At 61.0% G+C, this 20993-nt stretch carries 21 protein-coding genes; 2 read left to right on the top strand and 19 right to left on the bottom strand.

What is annotated here, in order from left to right:
- Positions 1–10: 10 nt before the first annotated feature.
- The 8 genes from solA to KB449_RS09770 form a co-directional block, all read right to left on the bottom strand.
- On the bottom strand, positions 11–1174 hold the full coding sequence (gene solA / locus KB449_RS09805; protein ID WP_282908206.1) for an N-methyl-L-tryptophan oxidase: 1164 nt from the start codon (positions 1172–1174) through the stop codon (positions 11–13).
- Positions 1171–2379, bottom strand: a complete 1209-nt coding sequence (locus KB449_RS09800; RefSeq protein ID WP_282908205.1) for an amidohydrolase — start codon at positions 2377–2379, stop codon at positions 1171–1173. The genes solA and KB449_RS09800 overlap by 4 nt, the downstream gene beginning before the upstream one ends.
- A gap of 77 nt (positions 2380–2456) precedes the next feature.
- Positions 2457–3476 (bottom strand): LLM class flavin-dependent oxidoreductase, encoded by a 1020-nt coding sequence (locus tag KB449_RS09795; RefSeq protein ID WP_282908204.1) that lies wholly within the window; start codon positions 3474–3476, stop codon positions 2457–2459.
- A 20-nt stretch (positions 3477–3496) separates the two neighbouring features.
- Positions 3497–4249 carry an amino acid ABC transporter ATP-binding protein gene (locus KB449_RS09790; RefSeq protein WP_282908203.1) on the bottom strand — a complete coding sequence of 251 codons (753 nt, stop codon included), beginning with the start codon at positions 4247–4249 and terminating at the stop codon, positions 3497–3499.
- Positions 4246–4956: an amino acid ABC transporter permease gene (locus KB449_RS09785; RefSeq protein ID WP_282908202.1), complete on the bottom strand. Its 711-nt coding sequence runs from the start codon at positions 4954–4956 to the stop codon at positions 4246–4248. The genes KB449_RS09790 and KB449_RS09785 overlap by 4 nt, the downstream gene beginning before the upstream one ends.
- On the bottom strand, positions 4953–5735 hold the full coding sequence (locus tag KB449_RS09780; RefSeq protein WP_282908201.1) for an amino acid ABC transporter permease: 783 nt from the start codon (positions 5733–5735) through the stop codon (positions 4953–4955). Before KB449_RS09780 ends, KB449_RS09785 begins: the two co-directional genes overlap by 4 nt.
- Before the next feature lie 21 nt (positions 5736–5756).
- Positions 5757–6653 carry a transporter substrate-binding domain-containing protein gene (locus KB449_RS09775; RefSeq protein ID WP_282908200.1) on the bottom strand — a complete coding sequence of 299 codons (897 nt, stop codon included), beginning with the start codon at positions 6651–6653 and terminating at the stop codon, positions 5757–5759.
- Positions 6654–6841: 188 nt separating this feature from the next.
- Positions 6842–7747, bottom strand: coding sequence for a LysR family transcriptional regulator (locus KB449_RS09770; RefSeq protein ID WP_282908199.1), 906 nt, complete (start codon positions 7745–7747; stop codon positions 6842–6844).
- 167 nt (positions 7748–7914) lie between these two features.
- Here KB449_RS09770 and KB449_RS09765 point away from each other — a divergent pair, with 167 nt between their 5' ends.
- A complete protein-coding gene (locus KB449_RS09765; protein ID WP_282908198.1) occupies positions 7915–8280 on the top strand; it encodes a hypothetical protein in 366 nt (121 codons plus the stop codon).
- A 100-nt stretch (positions 8281–8380) separates the two neighbouring features.
- Here the strand turns inward: KB449_RS09765 and KB449_RS09760 are convergent, their stop codons facing one another.
- From KB449_RS09760 to KB449_RS09750, 3 genes are read right to left on the bottom strand one after another with little or no spacing between them, the layout of a single operon-like run.
- Positions 8381–9460, bottom strand: coding sequence for a Gfo/Idh/MocA family protein (locus KB449_RS09760; RefSeq protein WP_282908197.1), 1080 nt, complete (start codon positions 9458–9460; stop codon positions 8381–8383).
- Positions 9457–10620, bottom strand: a complete 1164-nt coding sequence (locus KB449_RS09755) for a Gfo/Idh/MocA family protein (RefSeq protein WP_282908196.1) — start codon at positions 10618–10620, stop codon at positions 9457–9459. The genes KB449_RS09760 and KB449_RS09755 overlap by 4 nt, the downstream gene beginning before the upstream one ends.
- 30 nt (positions 10621–10650) lie before the next feature.
- Positions 10651–11409, bottom strand: coding sequence for a sugar phosphate isomerase/epimerase family protein (locus KB449_RS09750; RefSeq protein ID WP_282908195.1), 759 nt, complete (start codon positions 11407–11409; stop codon positions 10651–10653).
- Positions 11410–11557: 148 nt separating this feature from the next.
- On the opposite strand from KB449_RS09750, the gene KB449_RS09745 reads away from it, so the two are divergent.
- On the top strand, positions 11558–12394 hold the full coding sequence (locus KB449_RS09745) for an AraC family transcriptional regulator (RefSeq protein ID WP_282908194.1): 837 nt from the start codon (positions 11558–11560) through the stop codon (positions 12392–12394).
- Between the two features lie 205 nt (positions 12395–12599).
- On the opposite strand, the gene KB449_RS09740 is transcribed toward KB449_RS09745, so the two are convergent.
- The 8 genes from KB449_RS09740 to KB449_RS09705 all read right to left on the bottom strand — a co-directional run bounded on the left by KB449_RS09740 (position 12600) and on the right by KB449_RS09705 (position 20969).
- Positions 12600–14027, bottom strand: a complete 1428-nt coding sequence (locus KB449_RS09740; RefSeq protein WP_282908193.1) for an FAD/NAD(P)-binding protein — start codon at positions 14025–14027, stop codon at positions 12600–12602.
- 301 nt (positions 14028–14328) lie between these two features.
- Positions 14329–14973, bottom strand: a complete 645-nt coding sequence (locus tag KB449_RS09735) for a DUF2306 domain-containing protein (RefSeq protein ID WP_282908192.1) — start codon at positions 14971–14973, stop codon at positions 14329–14331.
- A 53-nt stretch (positions 14974–15026) separates the two neighbouring features.
- Positions 15027–15719, bottom strand: coding sequence for a response regulator transcription factor (locus tag KB449_RS09730; protein WP_282908191.1), 693 nt, complete (start codon positions 15717–15719; stop codon positions 15027–15029).
- Positions 15716–17188 (bottom strand): sensor histidine kinase, encoded by a 1473-nt coding sequence (locus KB449_RS09725; RefSeq protein WP_282908190.1) that lies wholly within the window; start codon positions 17186–17188, stop codon positions 15716–15718. Before KB449_RS09725 ends, KB449_RS09730 begins: the two co-directional genes overlap by 4 nt.
- A gap of 37 nt (positions 17189–17225) precedes the next feature.
- The gene (locus KB449_RS09720; protein ID WP_282908189.1) at positions 17226–17972 is read right to left on the bottom strand and encodes an ABC transporter permease; all 747 of its coding nucleotides are present in this window, start codon (positions 17970–17972) and stop codon (positions 17226–17228) included.
- Entirely contained in the window at positions 17969–18703 is a 735-nt protein-coding gene (locus KB449_RS09715) for an ABC transporter ATP-binding protein (RefSeq protein ID WP_282908188.1), read from the bottom strand. The genes KB449_RS09720 and KB449_RS09715 overlap by 4 nt, the downstream gene beginning before the upstream one ends.
- Positions 18704–18777: 74 nt before the next feature.
- On the bottom strand, positions 18778–19638 hold the full coding sequence (locus KB449_RS09710; RefSeq protein ID WP_282908187.1) for a hypothetical protein: 861 nt from the start codon (positions 19636–19638) through the stop codon (positions 18778–18780).
- Positions 19639–19856: 218 nt separating this feature from the next.
- Positions 19857–20969, bottom strand: coding sequence for a dienelactone hydrolase family protein (locus tag KB449_RS09705; RefSeq protein ID WP_282908186.1), 1113 nt, complete (start codon positions 20967–20969; stop codon positions 19857–19859).
- Between the last annotated feature and the right edge of the window lie 24 nt (positions 20970–20993).

The raw sequence follows: 20993 nt of genomic DNA, 5'->3' as shown, positions 1-20993 counted from the left end.
AACGACCTCCTTATGGGGTTGAAGCTGCGGCAGCCGACGGGAAACGGGAGAGCGTGAACGGCAGAAGGTCTGGCGGGGGAATATCCGATTGGGTCCACTCGGCCAAAGCCTCGCCGATCGCGCTGGCGAACTTGAAGCCGTGGCCCGAGAAGCCGCCGGCGAGCAGCACGCCGGGAAGCTCGGGATGTGCGTCAATTATAAATTGTTCGTCCGGGGACAGCTCATATTTGCAAGCCGCGCCGTGGAGCAGGCGGCCTTCGGCCCCGGGGAGAAACGCGCGGAGCGCCGCCCGCAGATCGGTTTCGTCCTCCGGATAAAAGCCGAATGGCTCGAAGCGTTCACCCGGCTGCCAGGGACGGCCGCCGTCGTGACGCCCGATCTTGACGCCTGCGCCGCCGATGCTCGGGAAGCCGTAGTAGCCGCCTTCGGGACCGCCGAACGTGAAACCCGGCAGATGGCCTGCACGGTAAAGCCGCTCGTCGGCCTCGAACCAGCCGACGACCTTGCGGACCGCACGGATCGGCAGCTTCACGCTCGGCGCAAGCGTGTTAAACCAGGCGCCGACGCTGACGATCACCTTGCCTGCCGCGAATTCTCCGCGACTCGTTTTCACCGCAAGACCGCCGCCGCGCCTTGTCTCAATGCCAAGGACGGCCGTATCCGTCAGCAGCTCCGCGCCGGCCGCCAGCGCTTCTCGCCGATATGCGGCGACGCAGCGCTCGCTGAACAGATAACCCGCGTCCGGCTCATACAGGCCGCGGTAGTGCGCGGGCACGGTCCAGCCCGGCCAGCGCCGCTCGATATCGGCAGCGTCCAGCGACTCGTAACGAATGCCCTCGCGATCGGCATCGGCGAACCGGCCGTCATAAGCATAGGCGTTCGGATCGCTCACGTTCAGCACGCCGGACCGCTCGAGCAGCTTTTCGCCCGTCCGATCCTCCAGTTCACGCCACAGCGCGTCGGACCGAAGCGCGAGCCTGACATAATGCGCGCCGCCGTGATAGACGTGGCGGATCAGTCGGGGCTCTCCATGATGGCTTCCGCCCGTGTGGGGCGGGTCGAACGCGTCGATCAGGAGCGTTTTCAGCCCGCGCGCGGCCAAGTGATAGCCTGCGCTCATCCCCATCGATCCGGCGCCGACGACAATAACGTCATATACGTTCGCGCCGCTCATGCTCGCGTACCTGCTTCAGCACGTGCACTATCCGGCCGGCTGCCGGCCGTCATCTCGGCCGACAATTCGGCCAGCGATTCGACGGCCACGGATGCCAGATAGGCGGCTGCAAGCGGGAGCGCGGATTCGTCGACGTCGAAGGCGGGATGATGCCACTCGCGCGGGCCGTTCGTGCCCAGAAAGACGAAGGCGCCAGGCGCTTCCTTCAAATACAGCGCGAAGTCCTCTCCAGCCGGAGAAGGCTTCGGCTCGACGACCGTTAGACCTGCCCGTTCGGCCGCCTTTGCCGCCGACTGCGCCCACCGCGCGTCGTTGACGACCGGCGGCGGCCCGCCGGTCCAGCGCGTGCGCGCCGTCGTGCCGAAAGCAGCTGCAACGCCGTCCACCACCTGCTCGAAGCGTCTGCGCACCTCGGCGCGGACGCCTTCGTCGAAGGTGCGGATCGTCCCGTCGAAGATCGCTTTTTCCGGAATGACGTTCCAGGACGTGCCCGCGCTGAGCCGGGTGACACTGACGACCGCGCTGTCGAGCGAGCTGACGTTGCGGCTGACGATGCTCTGCAGCGCCGTTAGCATATGCGCGGCCGTGACGAGCGGGTCGAGCCCCGCTTCCGGCACCGCCGCGTGCGTGCCTTTTCCGTCGACCTCGACCGCGAAGCCGTCCGCGGCCGCCATGATCGGACCTGAGCGGATGCCGATCGTTCCGACGGGCAGATCCGGCTTGTTGTGCAGGCCGAACACCGCGGCAACGCCCTCCAGCGCGCCGCTCTCGATCACCTGCGCGGCCCCCTTCGCCTTTTCCTCCGCCGGCTGGAACAACAGCCTCACCGTTCCCGGCAGCTCCGCTTCGCGGCGCTTCAGCAGCACGGCCGCGCCGACGAGCGCCGCCGTATGGAAATCGTGACCGCATGCATGCATGGCGCCCGCCCGCTGCGAGGCGAACGGGAGTCCCGTCTCCTCCTGGATCGGCAGCGCGTCGATGTCCGCGCGCAGCGCAACGATCGGTCCTCCCCGCAAGCCGCCGATCTCGGCGACGAGACCGGTCTTGAGCGGATAATCCGCGATCCGGACGCCTTCCTGCCCGAGCCATTCGCGAATGGCCGCGGTCGTCTCGTATTCTTCGCCCGACAGCTCCGGATTGGCGTGCAGCCGGCGCCGGATATCGATCAATTGCCGTTCGAGCGGCTCATCTGCCTTCAGACTCATCTCATGTCCCTCCTTCGGTCGTGCGGTCATTCGATAACCTGCAACCGTCCTTCGCTTTTCGTCTGCCGGTCAGCAAGTCAGTCGACGCCGACCGGCAGCTCCTCGAACGCTTCCTTGATCAACCGGATCGAACGCTCGCGCTTCTCGAAATCCGCCAAAATAGTCGTAAACAGCAGCTCGTTAACGCCATAGGTTTCCGCTAGCTCGATCAGTCGCTCGCGCACCTGCTCCTTGGTGCCGCGGGTGATATCCGCGTCGCGCACCTCCGCGGTGAACGTCTCGCCGGCCTGCCGGGCGAACTCCTCGGCCTGCTCGAGGGTGCCGACGTTGACGGTCTTGCCGCTCGCCAGCGTGACGCGCACGTTCTTAAATTCGCCGGCCAGCTCAGCCGCTTCGGCTTCCGTGTCGGAAGCGATGACCGACAAGGCGAGAATGGCCCTGGGCTGTCGGCCCGTACTGTAGTCGAAGTTCGCGCGGTACGTTTCGAAGGCGCGCGCCGCCGCAGCCGGGTCGTTGTTGATGAACAGCGCGAACGCGTACGGATAGCCGCGCCTTGCCGCCAGCTCGGCGCTCGACACGCTCGTGCCGAGCAGATGGATCGCCGCCGGCGATTCGGGCAGCGGGTTCGCCTGGACGCCGGCGAGCGGATGCGCTTCGCCCGCAGGACCGATCAGATACTGCTCCAGCTCGCCGAGCTTGCTCTCCAGATCCGCTGATTGGCCTGCTTCGCCTTGCAGCGCGCGGGTCGACCGCGGGAGTCCGCCCGGCGCGCGGCCGATGCCCAGCTCCACGCGGCCCGGGGCGAGCGTCGCGAGCACGTTGAAGTTCTCGGCGACCTTGTACGGGCTGTAATGCTGCAGCATGACACCGCCGGAACCGATGCGGATGCTCGAGGTGCGGGCGAGCAAATGAGAGATCAGCACTTCCGGCGACGAGCCGGCCACCGTGGGCGAATCGTGATGCTCGGCGACCCAGAACCGGTCGTAGCCGAGCTCTTCGGCCAGCTGCGCCAGCCGGATCGTGCCCTGCAGCGCTTCCGACGGCGTACGGCCGGTGAAAACAATGCTTTGGTCCAAGATGCCAAGGGATAAGGCCATAGATCCCAGCTCCGTTCGAATTAAATGTTATAAACGCCCTCCGGCGTCATGCGGCGCAGAAATTGTCTCGTGCGCTCTTCCCGCGGGGACCGGAAAAATTCGGATGCCGCGCCCTCCTCGATGACGGCTCCGTCGTCCATGAACACGATGCGGCTCGCCACCTCCTGCGCGAACGCCATCTCGTGCGTGACGATGATCATCGTAATGCCCTCCCGGGCGATCTTGCGGATGACGGCGAGCACCTCGCCGACGAGCTCGGGATCGAGCGCGGACGTCGGCTCGTCGAACAGGATGACGTCGGGGTTAAGCGCGAGCGCCCTGGCGATGCCTACGCGCTGCTGCTGGCCGCCGGACAGCTGGCTCGGATAGGCGTCGAGCTTGGCGCCGAGGCCGACCTTTTCGAGCAGCTCCACGCTGCGCTTCCTCGCCTCCTCCTTCGGCACGTTCTGCACGACGACGAGCCCTTCCATAACGTTCTGCAGCGCCGTCTTGTGACGGAACAGATGATATTGCTGGAACACCATGGCCGATCGGCCCCGAAGACGGTGAATGTCTTTTTTGGACGGGTGGCCGCAATCGACGGCGACGTCGCCGATCTGAATGCGACCGCCGCCCGGACGTTCCAGGTAGTTGATGCAGCGCAGCAGCGTCGTCTTGCCGGAGCCGCTCGGCCCTAGAATAGCGACGACCTCGCCCTTTTCGACTTCGAGATCGATGCCCTTCAGCACCTCGTGACGGCCGAACGACTTGCGGATTTCCTTCAAGGCAATCATGCGACCCCTCCTCTGTCATAACGGGCGACCCGCTTCTCGAGCAGCGCCGTCAACCGTTCGATGACGATCGTAAGCCCCCAGAAGATCAACGCAGCCGCGATATACGATTCGAAAAACTTCCAATTGGTCGACGCGACGATCTGCGCCTTGGCGTTGATCTCGACGACCGACGCGGTGAAGGCGAGCGTAGAGCCGTGCAGCATCCCGATCAAAGAGTTGGACAGATTGGGCAGCGCGGACGCGAACGCCTGCGGGAACACGATCCGCCGAAGCGCCTGCCAGGTCGTCATCCCGACCGCGTATGCGGCTTCGATCTGGCCGCGGTTCACGGCGAGCAAGCCCGAACGGACGACCTCCGACATATAAGCACCGGCCGTAAGCGAGAATGCGACGTACGCAAAGCCGATCATCGGGATTTGAACGGAGCTGAAGGAGAGTCCGAGCGCGCCGGACAGCGCGTCGATGGCGATGGGAAGGCCGAACATGACCATGAGCAGATGGGTCAGCATCGGCGTGCCGCGAACGAATGTGACGTAAGCGGACGAGATCTCGCGAAGAACGGGAATTCGGTAAATGCGGGCGAGCGCGGTGACGATGCCGATAATAAAGCCGCAGCCGACCGATACGGCGGTAATCTCGAGCGTCGTCGGAATCGCGGCCAGCAGCTTGATAAAGGCTTCCCAGATGAATGCCGGATCGAGCTTCATCGCAGCGCCCCCTCTTCGGTCAGATTCAATCTGCCGCCGGCGTCCTTGCCTTTCACGCGACGATCCCGAACCCGCGACCTGGACGAGCCGTCCGCGGTTTCATGACGGAGCAGCCGCCGCTCGAGCCGGAAGAGCAGCTTCTCAAGGATAAAACTCAAGATGAAGTACAGGAGCGCAAGCGCCAGGTACGATTCGAAAAAACGCTGGGACATCGTCGGCAGCGTCTGCGCCTTGCCCGTCAGCTCCATGATGCCGAGGGAAAAAGCCAGCGACGTATCCTTCAGGTTGGCGATAATCAAATTGCCGAGCACGGGCATCGCCACGGCGATCGCCTGCGGCAGCACGACGCGGCGGAACGCTTGAAAGCCGGTCATACCGATCGCATAGCCGGCCTCGACCTGGCCGCGGTCCACGGCCCCTACGGCCGCCCGGATCGCCTCCGAGATGAAGGCCCCGCTATGCAAGGCGTAGGCGGTGACGACGAATACGAGCACCGGCGTCCGGGAGACGTCTACCTGGACCAGCTTCAGCAGCTCGGGCAGACCGTAATAGATCAGGAACAGCTGGATGAGCAGCGGCGTCCCCCGGAAAAAGGAAACGTACACCTGAGACAGCCGCTGCAGCACGGGAATCCGGTAAAGTCGGGGAAGGGCGACGAGCATGCCGACCGCCGAACCGATCAGGAGCGAGAGTACCACGATCTTCAGCGTGATCCCCACGGAAGGCAGCAGCCGGACAAAATACTCGAATACGTAGGAGACATCAACGGATGTTCCCATCGGCTTTCACCCTTTCTGACGCTATTTGGAGAGGTTGGCCGTGAAGTCCTGGCCCAGCCATTCTTTGCTGAGACTGCCGAGCGTGCCGTCGGCCTTGAGTTCCTTGATTGCCGTATCGATGTCGTCGGCGAGCTGCTGCGATTCCGGTTCGTTCTTGCGGAAGACGAACAGGATGTCGGCTTCGCTGAGATCGTCTCCGACCGTCTTCAGCTTGCTCTCGGGATCGATGAGGGAGAGCGTAAAGTCGGCGCCGATGATCGCGTCCACGCGGCCGGTCGCGACTTGGCTGACGGTATCGTTCGCCGCTCCGTTCTGATAGACGATATTGATCTTCTTGTCGTGATCTTTGTTGTAGTTCTCGAGAATCTGCGCCTCTGCGCTCGTCGCGCCCGTAAGCACCTTTTTGCCGACGAGATCGTCCAGGGATTTGATCGAATCGTTGTCCTTGGCCACGATGATCTTATTGCGCCAATGCGCGTACGCCTCTTTGTTGAACAGGTATTTTTGCTCGCGCTCCGGATTTTTTTCCATCTCGTGCGCGACGAAGTCGATCTTTTTCGTTTCCAGGCTCAGCAGCAGGTTGCTGAAGTCCATCGTCTGAAGGTCGAATTCATAACCTGGCAGACGCTCGTCTATCTTCTTCACGAGCTCGACATCGAACCCCGTGAGCTTTCCTTTGTCGTCCAGGAACGCCACCTTCGGGAATTGCGTGCCGGTGCCGACGACGATTTTTTTGACCTTGCCGTCCGGTGCCTCGCTGGCGGAAGACGATGCGGAAGCCGGTGCCTTTGTCGTTGCCGATGCGCCGTTGGTCGCGGCCGCCGCGCCATTGTCGTTTTTGTTGCCGCAGCCCGCCGTCACAGCTACCGTTGCCGTCAGTACCAAGCTTGCCGCGCCCGTCCATAATCTGTTTCTCATCTTAAATCCTCCACCCTTTTCTCGTGTTATACAGCTTGCCACGACGATCTCCGGATGTCAGGTCGATTCGTCCATCGATTAATAGTTAATAATTCTTACCCGTTTAGTAAGGATTATATGTTCAATAATCTACACGCTTGCCGAAAGCGCGTCAATACGATTTCTAATAGATAAGTTCTATAAGTAAATCACACTATCCGATAAGCGGAATCCGCGCCCGATAGCACCTGGGCTGCGATCTCTTTTAACGAGCGCGCGAACGCTTCGTTTTCCCCTTGCCCGTTAATCAGACTCGTCATCAGACCGATGCCAGCAGTCTCCTGAAAACCGATCGGAACGAGCGTTCCTTCGCGCTCCTCGCGGCGGACGCTCATGCCAGGCAGGAAGCAGATGCCTTCCTGCTGCAGCAGCAGACGCTTGGCCGTCTCGGCGTTGTCCGTCTGCAGAATCAGATTGGGCAGCAGCCCCTGGCTCTCGAAAACGCGGTGAATGCGCAGCCAGTCGAGCGCGCCGCACTCGAAAAAGAGAAGCGGCTCCCGCGAGAGGTCCTCGATGCGAGGCTGCGGGTTGGTCGCCAGCGCGTGCTCGCTGTGAACGTATAGACGGATCGGATCCTCGTACAGGACGGCGGAATGGAGGCCGGGATGATTGAATTTGCGGACGAAGCCGATGTCGAGCTCCTTGGACAGCACGCGCGCGCCGATCTCCTCGGAAGTCGCCGTCGTCAGCTTCAGCCGCAGCGCGGGGTGTTTTCTTCTGAACGCAGGAAGAATCAGCGGCAGCAAATATTGAGCTGCCGAAACGGTACAACCGATCCGCACCTCTTCCTTGGCGGCTTGCGTCTGCCGAACCTGCTGCTTGCCCTTGCGGTACGTATCGAGCAGCTGCTCGGCGTACGGCCTGAACAGCTTGCCTTTGTTCGTCAGCAGCACCTGTTTGCCCACCCGGTCGAACAGCTGGCAGTCCAGCTCGCGCTCGAGCGATTGAATCCGCGCCGTAACAGATGGCTGAGACAGAAAAAGCGCTTCCGCCGCTTTGTTGAAGCTGCCGTAATGAAGAACGTGCACGAAGGCTTCGATATTTTCGATATTCAATTCATATCCCTCCTTATTATTCCGTGTTTGGAGGTAATATTAGTTTGATTTAGTGCCCGCTGTCAAGCTCAATTCGGCGAAATCAGGCGTTTACCGCGCGCCTCTCCCCCAGTCAGCCTGTCCGCCCGCGCCATATCCTATGGGGAGGGAAGGAGGTGGATACGCCAATGCGCGCTACGATATCGCAGGTCTACCCGAGGCTTTCCTTATTCAGCCAGAAAAACTACAAAGGCTGCCGTTACGTATGGCGGGGCAACCGGGCGCTTCGCGATTTGAGACGCCTGTACAGCCATCTCGGAAGCCTTCGCTTCTTCTCGCCGAGCCGGGAAGCAACGCTCGTGCTCTTCAGCCGGCCCGACTTCCAGGGGAAATTCCGTATCTATCGCGGCACGACGAACATTCCGGATCTGAAATGCTTGTTCGGCGGACGCGGCCCCGGCTCTCTCATCATCTCGCGCTACTGCTTAAAGCACGAGCAGATAAAGATGATCCGCCGTACTGGCTGCTTGCCTCCGGGATTTCTGGTCGTCTGACAAGCGCTCCTGCGCAAATCGAAAAGCGGTCCGCATCCCGGCGACGGGGCGGACCGCTTCTTCTGAATGGATAAAAGCATAAATGCCGAACCAAACGCAATCAGATGCGAATGGCCTGATCCTGAGCGACGAGGCAGAGCTCCGCTGCCTTGAAGGCATGCGCCTGCGTCATGGCCCGTTCGGTACGATGGATGCAATCCAGGATCAGCTCGCCGAAAAAAGGAAAGCCGACCTTGCCGCCCACTGCTTCGTGGAATTCGCCTTCCCGATTGACCAAGTATACATGGTCGCCTGTAGCATCGCGCGCGATATCGACGTACTTGCGCAGCTCGATATAGCCTTCGGTGCCGAGAATCGTCGTGCGGCCGTCACCCCAGGTACCGAGACCGTCCGGCGTCAACCAGTCGACGCGAAAGTACTGCGTGGCCCCGTTGTCCCCGACAAGCGTCGCGTCCCCGAAGTCTTCCAGCTCCGGGTAATCCGGATTCGCGTAATTCGACACCTTGCTTTGCAGCACCTTCGCGTCCGCGCAGCCGGCGTAATATAGAAACTGCTCGATCTGATGACTGCCGATGTCGCACAGAATGCCGCCGTACTTTTCCTTTTGAAAGAACCATTCCGGTCGCGACGGCGCGTTCAGCCGGTGCGGACCGAGCCCGATGACCTGAAGCACGCGCCCGATCGCGCCGTCCTTCACGAGCTGTCCCGCGTACACGCCTGCCTCCGAGTGAATCCGTTCGCTGTAATAGACCATATACTTGCGACCGGTCTCCGTGGCCTTCTGACGCGCGGACGCAAGCTGCGCAAGCGTCGTGAACGGCGTCTTGTCCGTGAAGTAGTCCTTGCCGGCTTCCATGACGCGCAGGCCCAGCGCGCAGCGCTCGGAAGGCACCGCCGCAGCCGCGACGAGCCGGATCTGCGGATCGTCCAAAATCTCGGACTCGCCGTCCGCGATCTTAACGCCGGGGAACGATTTCGCGAAGCGCTCCGCCTTCTCCCGGTCGCGGTCGTACACCCACTTGAGCGTCGCGCCGGCCTCAGTCAGTCCGTTCGTCATGCCGTAAATATGGCCGTGATCGAGCGCCATCGCCGCGAACGCGAATTCGCCCGGCGAGACCACGGGACTCGGCTTGCCCTTCGGCGCGTAGTTCATGCCGTCTTTCTTTTGCGTTTCGGTCATGATCCGTAGCTCCCTTCCGTACTGAAGACCGCGCCTGTTCCCGTTTTATGCCGCGACGCGGCCGCGCGCTTGTTCAGCTCCGCGAGGAAGAGCTCCTCGTCCGGCGGCATGTCTACCGTGCGCTCAAGCCAGCTGGACAAATGCATCGCGTTGGACAGCTCGAGACTGCGAATGCCCTCCGCGCCGTCCGCCGTTAGCGGTGTGCCGTTCAAAATGCATCCTGCAAAGGCGGCGATGACGCCCAGATGCTGCGGATTCTCGCCTTCGGCGGCAATTTCGTGCACGGTCGCGGATGGACGCTCGAAGCCGCCGACGGTTTTGTCGTAGCAGAATTCGCGCTCGTTGCGATCGAGCTTGTAGAGCGTGAGCTTATCGTTTTCGCAGACGAGCTTGCCCCAATCAAGCGTGATCTCAAGCCGGTTCGTGCCCGGACAATCCGCCGTGCTCGTCACGAATACGCCGGTCGCGCCGTTCTCGAATTCAAGATAAGCGGTCACGTCGTCCTCGACTTCGATATCGTGCCATTTGCCGTTATGGCAGAAGGCGCGGACGCGGCGCGGCATCCCGCAAATCCACTGCAGCAGGTCCAGGTTGTGCGGACACTGGTTGAGCAGCACCCCGCCCCCTTCGCCGGCCCAGGTCGCCCGCCAGCTGCCCGAATCGTAGTACACTTGCGTCCGGTACCAGTCCGTGATGATCCAGTTGACGCGCTTGATCGCGCCAAGCTCGCCGCCGTTCACCAGCTCGTGCATCTTGCGGTAAACCGGGTTCGTCCGCTGGTTGAACATCATCGCGAACACAACGCCGCTCGACGCTGCCCGCTCGTTCATCTCCCGCACCTGCTTGGCGTATACGCCCGCCGGCTTCTCGCACAGCACGTGCAGGCCGCGGTCGAAAGCCTTGATCGCGAGCTCCGGATGCTCATAGTGCGGCGTCGCGATTAAGACGGCGTCGCACAGCCCGCTGTCCATGAGCGCCTCCGGCGTATCGAACAGTGCGGTCTGCGCGGGCAGGTAAGCTTTGGCCTGCGCGAGCCGGTCCGGTTCGCGCTCGGCCACCGCGGCCAGCAGCACTTCGGGTATGGCGCCCGCCGCTATGTTTTTCGCATGCGAGGATCCCATGTTCCCCATGCCGATGATACCGAGCTTCAGTTGCTTCATCATAAACGCTCCCCTGTTCGGAATAAAATGCTAGCGATAACCGAGTCCTGCGAGATTGCGATAGCTCGTCTCCAGGCAATCGAACGGACTTCCCTCGCACGTATCCTGTTCAACCAACAAGTATTCGGTCGTACCCGCCTGCTTGATCGCGTCCAGAATGGCGGTAAAGTTCATGTTGCCGGCCATCACCGGCGCCATGACCTGCTCCATGCCGCGAACGTCCATGTCCTTGAGATGAACGCAGCGGATGCGGTCGGCAAGCTTCGCGATCCATTCGCAGACGTCCGCGCCGGCAGCCTGCACCCAGTACGTGTCGAGCGTAATCCCCATCTCCTGCGGCGAGAAATCCTCGATCAGCCGCTCGATCAGCCGCTTGCCGCCGATTTTTTGCCACTCGAAGTTGTGGTTATGATACATGAACAGCTTGCCGGCGTCCGCGATCAAGGCCGCCGCCTTGCGGAAATCGCTTGCGAAGTATTCATACCATTCCGTCGTCCGGTACTTTTCCGCAAGCGCGCCAAGACCGATATATTTGCAACCCAGAATATCGTGCTCCCTGATGAGGGCTTCGGTATCGTTAAGCAGCCGGTCAGCGCTTACATGAGTCAGCGCGATCGTCAGGCCAAGATCGTCGCAAATGCGCCGCAGCACCTCCGGCGATATGCTGCCCATCGCCGATACCTGGATCGACGTAAACCCGATTTTTGCAATCCTTTCAAGGGATCTGCGAATGTCCGTCTCTGTCTGAAGATACGATCTTACGGTATACAGCTGCGCGCCCAACTTCATCGTTTACGGCTTCCTCCTCGTCATCCATACGGGATTTATGTTACTTTTAAGTATAATGATTCGAACATCGGCATCCATTGTGAAAAGCACGACTGAGATTGCAAATATAGCGGTGTTGAAGTCGCATCAGGAAGACGGAGTGAGACGTATGGGTAATATTGCGCAGCTGTTTACCGATTCCGTGTATTTCCACCATGGCCTGGACCGCCGCAGAACGGAAGCGTACGCACTGCATTGTCACCACTTTTACGAGCTGTTTTATTTTGTCGAAGGCGACGCGAGCTACCTTGTCGAAGGGGTCGAGTACGTGCCCGCGCCGCATAGTCTGCTGTTGATCTCGTCCAATGTGTTCCATGGGGTCAGGGTCGAGAGCGACCGCCCTTACGAGCGCTATGCGGTTCATTTCGATCCGGCCTTCCTGCCGGCCGAGGAGCGGAAGCTGCTGCTGTCTCCGTTCCATGACGCCGCCAAGCCAAAGGACATTTATTTTACCGATGCCGACCGGTTCGGCATTCAGGACTTTTTCGAGCAGCTCATGTCGTGCGCCGGGATGCACGCAGACATCAGGGACGTGTCGCTGCGAATTCGGCTCGGCGCGCTGTTGTCCCAGCTGCTCCATATGAGCCGAACGATCCACCGCGCAGAAGGCGAAGAGCGTCCCAGACAGACCGTCGAGCGGATCATCGGCTACCTGAACGCCCATATTGCCGAGGACATCTCCCTGGACGAGCTGTCCGCCCGCTTCTTCGTCAGCAAGCATCATTTGAACAAAATTTTCCGCAAGGCGACCGGCACGACCGTCGGCAATTACGTGATTCATAAGCGGGTCGCGCTCGCCAGGCAGCTCATGATGCAGGGCGAGACTGCGAATGCCGCATCCCTGAGCGCCGGCTTCGGCCACTACTCCTCCTTCTTCCGCGCTTACCGCAATATTTACGGGCATGCGCCGACCGAACGCGGTACGACGCCGGCGGAAAGCAGCTAGCCAACGGGCGGTTCGGATTCGGGCGATTTGACGATTTTGCCCGTTTGAACGGTATCCCCTTCGATGAGGCTTGACTCGTTTTACTTGATGCGAAGGTGCTTCAATTCCATTGGTTGCATGCAAGTAAAAGCGGACCCGCCATTTCATGCGAGTCCGCTTTTTTACTGCTTTTTATCGCTTTAGGCCAGAAGATCTAAGGCTATCGCTAAGCTTCTTGGGACCGCCGCGGCCACTCGCCTACGAACTCCTGTACGTCGTAGCCGTAAAAGCGGCCGAGCGTCTCTTCCCGGTCGTCGAGGAACAGCTGGTCTGCCAGCGCGGCGACGAGCCGCGGAATGCCGAACTTCATGCCGGACAGCGCGGACGCGGATATGCCGCAGCTGACGAGGGCGGAGTAGTTGAAGGTGAAAAGACCGTGCAGCGGCGCCTTTCCCGCTTCGTCGCGGCTTGTAAACGCGAAGCCTGGCGTGAGATAAGGATGCGTATCGAGCAGCGGACTTGCGAGCTCGGCCGGGGCGGCGTAGCGGTCTCCCCAGCGGGCGATATGTCGCTCGACGCGCGAGAGCTCGGGACGAAGCGCAGGGTCCGTGAGCAGACCGGTGCTGACGATAAGAAAGTCGAAGAAATGGTCGCCCTGCGGCGTCGTCACGACCGCGCCGTTCCCATCGGGCCGAACCGCGAGCCACGGCGCGCCCAGGTGGAGCGCGAAGCCGGGCCAGGCGCTCGCTCGCTCGAACGTGTCGTTGGTCGGCGGTTGGTTGAATCGGAAAAAGTGGGAGATGACTGCGTATTTGTCCGCATCCTGCAGTGCCGGGAAGCGCTCGATCATACCCGAGCCTTCCATCTGGCGGATCGGGTTGACCCGCGGCAGCGCCCGGCGCCGCACAAACACATGCGCCTCGGCAACGCCCGCGTCCAGCGCAAAATTGGCATTGTCGAAAGCGGAGGCGCCGCCGCCAAGCACCGCTACTTTTTTGCCGCGAAGCGCAGCGAAATCGATCCTCTGGGACGTATGCGCATAGAGATGCTGCGGCAGGCTGTCCGCGATCATCGGCGGGACATGCCATTCGCCGCCGCCCTGAATGCCCGTTGCCAGCACGACCTTGCGAGCCAGCACCGATACGGAGGGCGCGCCGGCGCCTTCAAGGCGGAGTCTATGGATTCCTTCCCCTGCCTGCTCCACCATCGTCAGCTTAGTCTCGTTGACGACGGGCAAATTCAGCACCTTGCGGTACCAGCGCAGGTAGTTCATCCAGTCGCCCCGGGGAATTTTATCGATCGCCTCCCAGCCTTCGGGACCAAACTGCGCTTCCCACCACGATCGGAACGTCAAGGACGGGACGCCCAGATCGATCGATGTCAGATGCTTGGGCGTACGCAGCGTCATCATGCGGGCGTACGTTTCCCATGGTCCCTCCATGCCTTCGGGATTTTCGTCGACGATCAAAATATTGTAGATTCGCTCGCGCATAAGGCCGAAGGCGATTCCCAGTCCGCTCTGTCCGCCGCCGACGATGACTGCGTCATAGACATGGCCTTCCGGATGCCGGATCTGGCGGACCCATGTTGCGCCTCCGAACGCCAAGTAGGAAAGATCGATTGCAACGCGCTCGTTCAACGCTTCAATACTCATCGGGATCCTTCCTTTCGGGAACGAGTTTTCGCGACCGTTTTTCGTGTCACATTCCTAAACACAGCATGATAGATTAACCTCATATTATCGTCTTTCGTTCGTTCTGGACAGTGCGAAGCCATCTATATTGTGAGGATTTCTAATTTTCGAATGACGGATTGTACGCGATCACGAGCATTTCGATGTGCATCATTGGCCCACCGCTGCCGGTCTAGGGGCACTTATTTCGTGGTTTGGAGCGGCGTGGCGGATGGCAAGGGTTGCTGCAAGCGAGGAAAGTACGGTTGCGCGGCGAGGGAGTTTACGCTTCGGAGCTGGCGGCGGGCGGCTTCAACACGATCCACTCGACCGCAATGAGATTCAGCACGAGTCCAACCCAAATATTGACGTTTAATGCTTGCCCGACCATTTCTTCGCGGCCCCCGGGAAGCGAAAAGCCATGGATGACCGCATACAGCAGCAGCAAAAAAGGCACCGCGATTCGTCCGCTTACGGCCACGAGCGTAATCCCGAAGCTGCGGATCATCCATCTGCGATGCGCATCGAACGATCCCGAACGCGCCATGCGATAGCCGCGCCAGGTCGCGTAGAGCCACACGGCCGACAGCGTCAAAAATCCGACCGCCTTTGTGAACGATTCCATATAAAACACGAGCGCGATCGCCAGAATGCCGCTAATTCCGACGCAGGCTACGTAAAGCCGGCCCGCATAGCGGTGAAGCATCGGCCGACTGCGGCGGACCGTTTCCCGGAATTGTACGAAGCCGACGAGCAAGGCGATCAGCGCTGTTATGATGTGCGCGACCAGGATCGGGAACTGCAGCGACGACGAAGAAAGCGCCACGCGCGCGGCTGACGGATCGAATGTAAAATAAGGCGCCGCGAACGGCAAAATGACGGCAAGCGAAATAAACAAAACGATCCACCAGGCTTTTCCGTTTTTCATCATGCTCCCCCTCTTTTCTTACGGCGCGTCGAATCCGCTCCGAAACGGAAGCGTTATACGTTAAAGCGGTAGCCGACGCCCCAGATCGTTTCGATATATTGCGGCCTGGACGGATCGGCCTCGATTTTTTCGCGAAGCTTGCTGATGAAAACGGTGACGGTAGCGGTATCTCCGACTGCGTCCAGCCCCCATATCTTCTCGAAGAGCTCGTCTTTGCCGAAGACGCGGTTCGGATGCAAGGCCAGGAAAAGGAGCAGGTCGTATTCTTTGGAGGTCAGCGCAACCTCGCGCTCGTTCACGAACGCCTTGCGCGACGGCTTGTCGATACGGATGCCGCGCAGGCGGATCTCTTCCGGTCGCTTGGTCGGCCCGGAAGCCGTCAGCCGATCGTACCTCGTCAGATGCGCCTTCACCCGGGCGACCAGCTCGGCCACGCTGAACGGCTTGGTCATATAATCGTCCGCGCCCAGCCCAAGACCTCTGATCTTGTCGATGTCTTCCTTGCGCGCGGACACCATTAAGATCGGAATGTTTTTGGTCTCGCGAACCTGTCTGCAGATCTCGAAGCCGTCTACCTTGGGCAGCATCAGGTCGAGTACGATCAGATCGTAGTCCTCCTCGAGCGCCAGCTTCAGCCCCGCGTCTCCGCTCGACGCGATATCGACGGCGCAGCCGGCCGCTTCCAAGTAATCTTTTTGGACTTCCCCGATGACCTGCTCGTCCTCGACGATCAATATCCGCTTCATGCCCGTACACCGTCCATTTCCGTCTTTTTCAGCGTAAAATAAATGCTCGTGCCTACGCCTTCCCGGCTCTCGGCCCACGCGCGTCCGCCGTGCCCCTCCACAATCTGGCTGACGATCGCCAGGCCAAGACCGCTTCCTCCCGTATCCGTATTGCGGGAGCGCTCCGCGCGATAGAAGCGGTCGAATACGTGAGGCAGCGCTTCGGGCGGGATGCCGGCGCCGTTATCCGTGATCCGGATCGTGGCTTCAGCTTCGCCTCCCGTCCATGCGACGACAAGCTCGCGATGCGGCTTGGCCATATGCCTGAGACTGTTTTCAACGACGTTCATGAAAACCCGGCGCAGCTTCTCCCGATCCGCAAGCACATAAACCTTGCCCGGACCGCCGACAGGGCCGACGATATCGATGCCGGCCAAGCGCGGATCGGCCCGCAGCTCCTCCACGCAATCCGTGAGGTACGCCCCGAGCTCCGTCGGCTCGAGCTGGAACGGAAGTCGGTTCAAGTCCAGCTTGGAAAATAGAAACAGCTCGTCGATCAACCGATCCATGTCGTTTGCTTTGTTGGCGATCATGCCGATGTATTTGTTACGCTTTGGCGCAGTGTCCGCGATGCCGTCCTGAATGCCCTCGACGCAAGCTTTGATGCCGGCGATCGGCGTCTTCAGATCGTGGGAGATGCTCGCGATCAGCTCCTTGCGATTGTCTTCGTACTGGAGCTGCAGCCGGATCGAATCGTTCAGCCGGATCCGCATCGCCTCGAACGCTTCGCCCAGCTTGCCGATCTCATCCTTGCGCTTCAGGTTCACATGCCGGTCGAGCTGTCCGTCTTTGATTCGCTCGGCCGCCAGCTGGAGCGATCGGAGCGGCTTGATCATGCTGCGGGAAACAAGGAAAGTCAGCAGGCCGTTGGTCAGCGCGACTGCGATGAGCAATGCCGCAAAGGCAATCAAGAAAAGCGAGCGCATGCTTCCGAAAAAGCCGCCCATGTCGTAAAGGACGAAAATCTCGCCTTGGCCCGCATCGCTGAAACTGAAGGCGTATTTGACGACGCTGTATTCGCCGTCGAATTTTTTCTTGCCCCATGAAGGCCGTTCGTCGTTCGGACGGACTTCCCGCAAGCGTTCGTACAAGCCGGAAGCGTCCCCTGCTTCGGGAGATGCGTAAGCAACCGCGCCGTTTTTCGCAACGACAAGCTCTGCATGAAGCCCTTGCAGACGTTCGCTCGTTTTCGTTAAAAAGGCAGCGTCGCCTAACCGGTCCGGATCGTTCTCCGCCATGAACTTGAGGCCAGCGGTCAATTCGTCGAGTTCGTTGGACGCGGCCCAGGCTGCCGGTATTTTGGTTGCGCTTCCGTCCTCCGGCTTCTTGAACAGCAGCGAGGCGACCCCCACCGCGATCAGCGCGAACAAAACGACGGGAATGACCGTCATGGCGACGTAGGACAGCACGAGCCTCAGCTTGATGGACACGGCAAAGCTCCTTTATTCGGACGCGGGGCGTCTTGGATTACAGCTGCTTGCGTTCCAGCAGGACGACGCCCGCCGTATAAGCCATTATACAATAGGCAAGCAAGATGCCTGCCGCGCGAACCAGGCTGCCGACAGGCGCCCCCGAGCCCGACCAGCGTACATGCCATTGCGCATAAGCGACGACGGACCACACAGACGCTTGGGGAAACAGAAACGGCAGCAGTCCCGCAGCAAGATAGACGAGCAGCATAGTCGCCATTGCGCCGGCGACGCTTCGGACGAGGAGGCCGACGATGCTGGCCAGCAGTCCGATCGCGACCATCGGCAGCAGAGAGACTGCGTAGGCTTTCAGGCTCTCGGCTAAGCCGTCCGCCGCTTCCGCGCCGACGACGAATACGCCTGCGGTCGTCGAGACGGTCCACCCGATGGCTAGCAGCGCTGCCGCAAACAGAGAGAGCGCATATATTTTCGAGGCGTACACCTTCGCTCTCGTGATTGGGCGCAGCAGCGTCAGCTTCAGCGTTCCGTCCGCCGCTTCGCCCGCGAACAGGTCGGCCGCCGTCATCATGAGGAACAGGGGAATCAGAACCAGCGTCAACGGACGCAGCATCAGCATCGTGAGATCGCTGCCGAGCGCGCTCTGCAGGGCGCCCTCGGGCAGCGCATTTAGCGCCCAGACCGACAGGAGCGGGAGAAGGGCCGCAACCAGCGCAAACCCCTTCGTTTTCCTGCGCCGCCACAGCCGTTCCGTTTCGTTGCGCGCATTGGCATACAGACTGTTCATCCGAGCCTCGCCTCCCTGTCGCTTTGAATTTGCGCCATTGAAAATTGCTCCAGGCTCGATTCGCCCCACAGCCCTTCGTCCACGGCCTCGGTTCGAATCAAACGACCTTCGCTCATAATGCCCACGCGCCCCGCGATAAGACCCAAATCATGCACCAAGTGGCTGGATATGAGAAAAGCGACGCCCGTCTCGGCCGACAGGCTGCGAATCGCCGTCCGAAGCTCCGCGATGCCCTGGACGTCCAGGCCGTTGGTCGGCTCGTCGAGCACGACCAGCCTCGGCCGGGACAGCAGCGCGGCTGCCAGCGCCAGCCGCTGCTTCATGCCGAGCGAAAAGCTTCCGGCCTTTTCATGGCGATACGCGGAGAGGCCGACTTGCTCGAGCGCTTGATCGATCCGCGAGTCGGGCAGGCTCGGATAAAACCGGGCGGCCTGCCGAAGCTGGCCGTAAGCCGTCAGCTTTTCGTAGACGTGAGCCGTCTCGACGATGCAGCCGACGCCCGCCATCGCTTGCTCGAACCGCGTCGCCGCATCCAAGCCGAACAGCTCGATTCTGCCCCGGTCCGGACGCGCCAGTCCCGCGATCAGCTTGAGCAGCGTCGTCTTGCCTGCGCCGTTCGGGCCGATCAGTCCGAACACTTCGCCCCCCGCGATCTCGAGGCTTACGTCCTGCACGCCGCGACCGTTTTTAAACCGCTTGCCGACATTCGACACCTTTAACACGGCTTCCATTTGCCTTCGCTCCTTTTTGCGCCATATCGGGCGGCGCCGCCGCCCGATTGTTCGCTTGGGTCAAGCAGTTCCGCTTAGCGGTGCCAACCGCGCCCCTCTTTCCCGTCGTCCAGCTGCTCGACCTTTTTGCCCGTCAGGTCGATCCGGTCCGGCGTCGTGCCGTCAATATCCGAGATGTCGATGCGCAGCGCAAGGTTCAGTTCGTGCTTGACGCCGGCGTCGTCCTTGCCTGTCAACACGAGACTAGCCGTCTGGTCCTCTAGCAGTCCGTCCGGACCGATATTCGCGTCGAGGTCAATGCGTTCGACTGTCACCCCGTCCGTCAACGCCGGCACTTGGACGTTCGCGTCGTCGTGCCCGGCCAGCCCCGAGACGGCCAGCGCGCCGAGCGCGTTCACGATTGCCGGCACCTGGCCGCCGGACAGATGCAGCGAAGCCCGCTTGCTGCCATCCGCCTCCGTCTCTACCGTGGCCAGCTCCTTCACGTTTCCCGTCAGCGCGTTGAATACCTGCAGAGCCGCTTTTGGGGGGCCGTCCGATTTCTCCCGACCGGCACTCGCTTTATCCTCGTCCAATGCTTTAACCTTGTATGCGTCGCTATCCGCAGCCTTGACGATCAGCCGACCGTCCTGGACGTATACGTCGGCCGCATGAGCATGAGCCGCCCCGTCGCCCTCCGCCTTTGCGCTTAAGCTGACCGCATGCCGTTCATTGTCCACGCGAATCCGAGACGATCCGGCGAAAAGCGATTTGCCGTTGTCCGTAACGGTCAGATTCACGCTCGCCGTCAGGCTCGAAACCCGAGTCGTATTCGTCATCGCCGTCTCATAGGCCTTATAACCAGACGCGCTCGCCATCGCGCTAAGCCCGCTCGCGAGCAGCATCGCCGCTCCGACGCCGAACGCGCCGCCTGCCATCCACCATTTCTTGTTCATGTTCGTTTCCTCCGCAAATCAGATTTTTAAAGCGCTGCGGCTTCCTGTAATTCATGTTAACGGGCAAGTCTAAACCATCCTCAACGCAATTCTAAAAAAAGTATAAAAACCCGAGAACCATCCGCGAGACATAAAAAAAACGACACCCAAGCGCCGGATTATCCGCGCAAGGTGTCGTATATTTATAAGTTCGTTGTTACAGCCGAGCTTGCCCTAACTCACTTCAGCGCGCCGGCGTCGGCAAAATCCATGAACCTTTCCCAGTCGTATGCCGTCAAGTCGTGAACGCCGCTGCGCAGATGATAGCCCATTCGCTCCCCGATCAGCGGGGACTCCGGCGCCGGGAACGGCGCATCCCCCAATCCATTGAAGCCGTGCAGCCTGTAGACCGGTACGGCTGCGAGAAGCGCCGCATACTCCGATGCGGGATCCGCCCATTCGTCCCGGTCGGCGCTCGCCACATAGACGGCGCGGGGCGCCACGGCTGCGATCAGCATATGCTGATCGACGGGGAGCGCCTCCTCGCGACCGTTAAATGACTTATAATTGCGGTTGAACCAGTGGGGGAAACGGTCATTGATCGCCTGGACCGTCTCGCCGCGCTTGCCTCGCGAGAGCGCCGCGCCCGTGCTGCCGGACTCGTTGCTGACGACCAGGGCAAAGCGCTCGTCGAGGGCGCCTGCCCATAGCGACGCCTTGCCTCCCCGGGAATGTCCCGCAACGGCGACGCGCCCGGCATCGATGTCAGGGTCCGTCTCCAGGTAATCCATCGCACGGCGCGCGGCCCACGCCCAGGCCGCAATCGTCGCCCAAGCGTCCGCCGGCCGTTCGCCGTCGAAGCGGTCGAAGATGCCGTGCACCCCGTCGCGATGGCCATCGTCGACGTCCGGATCCGCGTCCTCGACGTCGAGCACCGCCGCCGCGTATCCGCGCGCGACAATGCGCTCCGCCGGCCAGAACGGGGAGCCGACTTGTCGCTGTGGATCCGTCGTTAACGCGCCTCGATTGTTGAGCAGCAGAAAAGCCGGATATGGCCCTTTCCCTTCTTCGTCCGGCACAAAAAGCAGCAGGCGGATCGTTCCCCTCCCGCCGGGACCCTCGAAGCGGATATCGACCTGCTTGCGGACCGCCCTGCCATCCAGCATGCCTGGCGTTACAGCCGTCTCAAACGTTAAAGACGCCGGCCTGTCGATTGGCTCCCTGCCATATACATACGTTCGAAAAAGCGCCAAAATTTCGGGTCTCCGTTTGCTCCGCCACTCGTCAACCGACTCGATCCGTTCTCCGTTATTTCCCCTAAGAACGTCCGGCAAACCACGTTCGGCCGTCATAACGCCACCCTCCATACCTTGAGT

This window comes from Cohnella hashimotonis, from assembly GCF_030014955.1.
In the GTDB taxonomy this organism is placed as follows: Bacteria; Bacillota; Bacilli; order Paenibacillales; family Paenibacillaceae; genus Cohnella; species Cohnella hashimotonis.
This window is presented reverse-complemented; position numbering and strand designations above follow the sequence as displayed.